A 4,222-nucleotide genomic window follows, 5' to 3' on the forward strand; every position below is an offset into this window, starting at 1 on the left:
ATACAAAGGAGTTCTGCAAAATATTAGGAATATGGGTAGTGTCGCAAAATGCGACACTTTTTTTAACTTTTTTATGCGTTTGGCACTGGTGAAGGCACTGGTGAAGGGGGAGGCAATGACGTTTCACGATCAGGTCAAGGTGAAACGGGTCTGGCAGATGCCGATGAACAAAATGGATGCGCGTGAAAGGAAGTGAAGCGATGTTGCCCCGTGCCGTACTCTTTGATCTTGATGACACCTTGATCTCGTTCGACAGCACCACCACACCGGCTTGGATAGAAACATGTGCGCTGTTCGCAGAGGAAGCCGGCGTTCCCAGCGATGTCCTCCATCAGGCCATCAGTGATTTCGGACGCTGGTACTGGAGCGACCCCACGCGCCATCAGCAGGGCCGCTTGGAGTTAGAGGAGACGCGGCGCAAGATCGTCGCTGAAGTACTGGTGCGCCTCGACAGGCCTAATGAGGCCTTGGCCTGCCGCATCACCGACCACTACTCGGCGCTACAAAAAAGCTGCATCGAGCTGTATCCAGACGCTCTCGACACACTCGAATTTTTCAAGGCCAAAGGCATCAGTCTGGCTCTGGTCACCAACGGCAACGCCGTAATGCAGCGGCGAAAAATCGACCGGTTTCATCTCAACGCCTACTTCGAGCACTGCTTCGTAGAAGGAGAGCTCGGATACGGAAAACCCGATCCCCGAGTTTTCACTGGCGCTCTCGACGCGCTGAAAACGGCACCACACGACACCTGGTGCGTGGGCGACAATCTTGTCTGGGACGTTGCTGGAGCCCAAGCCTGCGGCATCTACGGCATTTGGAAGGCCAAAGACGCCAAAGACCACGGCGAGATCGTTCCTGACCGCATCATCCACGAATTGCGTGAACTCACTCGGCTATGAAGAGCGCTCAGGGCTTCCCTGGCTCAGGGCTTCCCTGCGGCATTGCTTTCCGTATCCGCTGCTTTTTGAGAGCTGAACAGGTTAGCTCCCTTCGCTAGAAACCCGCTGCTAGACACGCCAATTAGAAACTGAGCCAAATGGTAATCAGAAAGTGAGCCACTCCTAGCGCAAACATCCGGTAGGATTGAGTTGTTCAAAAGCAATACTGCCGGAGGAAGGAAATGCTAGGGATGGCATTACTAACAAACACCGCCTTAAGGCTTAGCATTAGTCACAACTCCTCTCCATCGCGGCGATGACGCAAGCTGCAGCAAGTACCTCTCGTAATCCACGGTTTATAGTAACACTACCCGGAGGGCCGCCAGATGACTTACCTGTGTAGCCGCCAATCTCGGCGACCCATTGCACCGCTTGCTTCATTGTCAAAATAGAACCATTAGTGAATTTATCGTCTGCCTTGTCACCAAAACGTAATAATGCAATGGCACGCAGCTCAACCGGCGTAAATTCTTCACTAGCCGGTCGTTCAGGCTCTTTTCGCGACATCAACAACCACAGGAACCAAACCGGCTTTAGCTAATTCACGAGCTACAAATACTGTTGTAGTTCTAGTTTCTAAACCAACACGAGTGCCAGCTGGTAATTTGTGTTTACGAATAAAAGCTTTAATTGCTTTTCGATGAAGTTTCAAACTCACCGCTTGCAATTACTTTTTCGTTGTTGTGTTTTTGAATACAAAATGAACAACACTTGCTCAAGTACATCGATTCCTTACGATAAATGTCATGGCACATCCCTGGTAATGTTGGGGCACTAAACCCTCGTTTGCTTGACCCCGTTTGGTTTTACACCTAGCACTATACGAGTAGAGTATAACTCGACTCGCGAGGGGGCAGCCCTGATCATCTTAACCAGACGACTTAATATACAGAAATTATTACATATTTAGCAGTTGGCTGGTGTTTAAAAAAATATTCAATATAAATTTTACAAGCCTTATGAAGCGGTCTATTTCGACGTAACACTAAGTGGTAATATGATATTTTTCTTAAACGTCGGCATTTTATTCAATTTTATCTGCAAGAAGAAAAAACCTAATATATTACAGAATGTTAAGTTCGTCTGGCACTGTTAGCAGCACTGTTAGTAGGGCACTGTTAGCAGGGGCCGTTACAAACTGTCAACACAGGCGTAAAGTCAGCTGATAAAACTACCAAAGTCAAACAAATAGAAAGTGTGCCTCCAAAAGGTTGGCAAAGTTATGCGGCAGACGGTAGTTAAAAGTGGTATTGCCTGGTTTGCATGTTATATATATTTAAAAATACACGCTAATTTTTCCTATGGGCCCAGCCTACTGCCAGACGCAATTGAATTCAAAACAAGACGATTCTGGCATATCGCCCTTAATCACTTTATATTGAACATTTTTGCCGCCAGCTATTCCTATAGTTGCAACTGTGCCACCTAATGCAACATACCATTCATGCAAATTAGAATTTTTATTACGCAATAAAGTTATTTTACATGAATTTTGTTTAATTTCGTTAGCAAGCCATTCACCTTCTGAGTGATATTGTCGCCAAATTCGGCCCCCTTTAGATAATACAGCTTGCGGGGATAAGATTCTAACAAACGCACGATATATACCTTTAAGATCTTTTTCTAATGCGTATTTGCCGAGATTAATGCACAATTGTTTTGCTTGACCATTACTGAATAATTCTACTGTAATATCAAGAAGCTTAAAATAATCACTAGTTGGAAACCAAGAAGATGTCGTAACCATATTAGAGGATAAATTTATTTCTGCTGCAAAATTGTCGAGTTGTTTTTTTGCCTGATGACCAAAAGATTGCTCAATAAATTCAAAAATTCTTCGAATTACAGAACCTTTAGTGAAATCGCCACTTGGTATAGCCATATTATCAACTCGTATATGTAATCGTTATAAAGCGAACATCACAATTAGGTCACAAGCTCTCGCAATAAAGAGTTAGTTTCTAACGTCACATATATATCTATATTGTAGTTGCGATGCAATAACCACAGATATTATTTTTTTTGAAGATAACAAACTGGGTTATAATTGTATTTAGCTCCAGGTAATACGATTTTATAATGTCTAGATACCGATGCTTTCATGACAATAGTCATAGACTTGAATAGCCAATGGTATTAGTGCCATACGAGCATAACATGCTGAAAATATTAGCTAAGATGTATATTGATTACGAATCATTATATTTTTTGTTATGTAAGCTAGCAATTTGATGCATTTAACACTGTTACAAAATGTTTTCTATCAGCAAAATGTTTCAATATTGTGATAAGTGAAGGTCTTTTAGTATTAAAATAAGTGGCGGTTTTTATGAACAACCTGATACAAAGAGAAAAAGATATGTAATATAATAAACCAATTATAATATAAATAACATAACATAATATAATATGTAGAGCCACTGCCCATAGGAAAAATTAACGCCTATTTAGTACATATTTTAAACGTGTATAGAATGTAAATCATCAAATACCGCTTTTGACACTTAAATATTTATCTTGCCCCCCCAGCACAAGTGCCAAACGTCATATGAAGCTATGTGAAAGCCCGGAACGATTAACCGGCAAAAGATGGGATGAGATTTTCAAATAGCGTTAGGCAGGCAAATGTCGAAATTTTGGGGGATTTTATGCATAGAGATGTATATCAATTTTAAGCAGGAAAGAGTGGCCATGCAATTTCGTCCTCCACAGGTCTTTTTTTTCATTGCTACGATGACGTTCTGGGCATGTCAGTCCGGAACGATCGGAACAGGAAAGACGGAGACAGAAACAGGGACAGGGGCGTGCATCGACAACGATGGTGATGGGTACGAAGTGGGTTGCGTTGCTGGATTAGACTGCGATGACACCGACGCGCGGCGATCTACCAATATTTTGAGGGCTACATCGACTCCGACAGCGATGGTTACGGCACCGGATCGCTACTGCAAATCTGCTCGGGAGCCGCGCTGCCGGCTGGCTTCGTGGTGTCGAGCGACGACTGTGACGACAGCGATCCCGCGATCTGGACCAGCTGCACGGCTTGTGCGGACATCGACGGGGATGGGTACGGGTACGGCGTCGGTTGTAGTAGCCGCACCGGGTATGCGGATGCTGATTTCGATGGCTTTGGCACGGGCTCGCCGGCGCTTGTTCACCAGGTTCAGTTTCAATGCGCAGATAAGCTTGGCGTTGGTGTGGCTTGCGAACTTTAGCAACATAGCGTCGCAACATAGCAACGCCACCTTGGTAACCACGCTCTTTTACTTCTGCATACAAACGCG

General features: G+C 44.2%; 5 protein-coding genes. 2 read left to right on the plus strand and 3 right to left on the minus strand.

Features of this window, described 5'->3' with window-relative positions; translation table 11 throughout:
• Together JW841_03395 and JW841_03400 are read left to right on the plus strand one after the other, a co-directional pair.
• On the plus strand, positions 1 to 196 hold a 196-nt coding region (locus tag JW841_03395), incomplete at its 5' end, for a hypothetical protein (protein ID MBN1959965.1).
• 4 nt (positions 197 to 200) lie between these two features.
• Positions 201 to 899 (plus strand): HAD family hydrolase, encoded by a 699-nt coding sequence (locus JW841_03400; protein MBN1959966.1) that lies wholly within the window; start codon positions 201 to 203, stop codon positions 897 to 899.
• 267 nt (positions 900 to 1,166) lie between these two features.
• Here JW841_03400 and JW841_03405 read toward each other — a convergent pair whose 3' ends face one another.
• The 3 genes from JW841_03405 to JW841_03415 all read right to left on the minus strand — a co-directional run bounded on the left by JW841_03405 (position 1,167) and on the right by JW841_03415 (position 2,820).
• Positions 1,167 to 1,445: a hypothetical protein gene (locus tag JW841_03405; protein MBN1959967.1), complete on the minus strand. Its 279-nt coding sequence runs from the start codon at positions 1,443 to 1,445 to the stop codon at positions 1,167 to 1,169.
• Positions 1,426 to 1,590, minus strand: a complete 165-nt coding sequence (locus JW841_03410; protein ID MBN1959968.1) for a hypothetical protein — start codon at positions 1,588 to 1,590, stop codon at positions 1,426 to 1,428. The genes JW841_03405 and JW841_03410 overlap by 20 nt, the downstream gene beginning before the upstream one ends.
• A 660-nt stretch (positions 1,591 to 2,250) precedes the next feature.
• Complete coding sequence (locus JW841_03415) at positions 2,251 to 2,820, minus strand: hypothetical protein (GenBank protein MBN1959969.1); 570 nt, start codon at positions 2,818 to 2,820, stop codon at positions 2,251 to 2,253.
• Positions 2,821 to 4,222 lie beyond the last annotated feature (1,402 nt).

The organism is Deltaproteobacteria bacterium (assembly GCA_016931625.1).
In the GTDB taxonomy this organism is placed as follows: domain Bacteria; phylum Myxococcota; class XYA12-FULL-58-9; order XYA12-FULL-58-9; family JAFGEK01; genus JAFGEK01.

What these genes read in the sequence shown, in the direction of transcription:
- JW841_03400 (MBN1959966.1), top strand. Translation starts at nt 201, where the DNA reads ATGTTGCCCCGTGCCGTACTCTTTGATCTTGATGACACCTTGATCTCG.
- JW841_03405 (MBN1959967.1), bottom strand. Translation starts at nt 1,445, where the DNA reads ATGTCGCGAAAAGAGCCTGAACGACCGGCTAGTGAAGAATTTACGCCG.
- JW841_03415 (MBN1959969.1), bottom strand. Translation starts at nt 2,820, where the DNA reads ATGGCTATACCAAGTGGCGATTTCACTAAAGGTTCTGTAATTCGAAGA.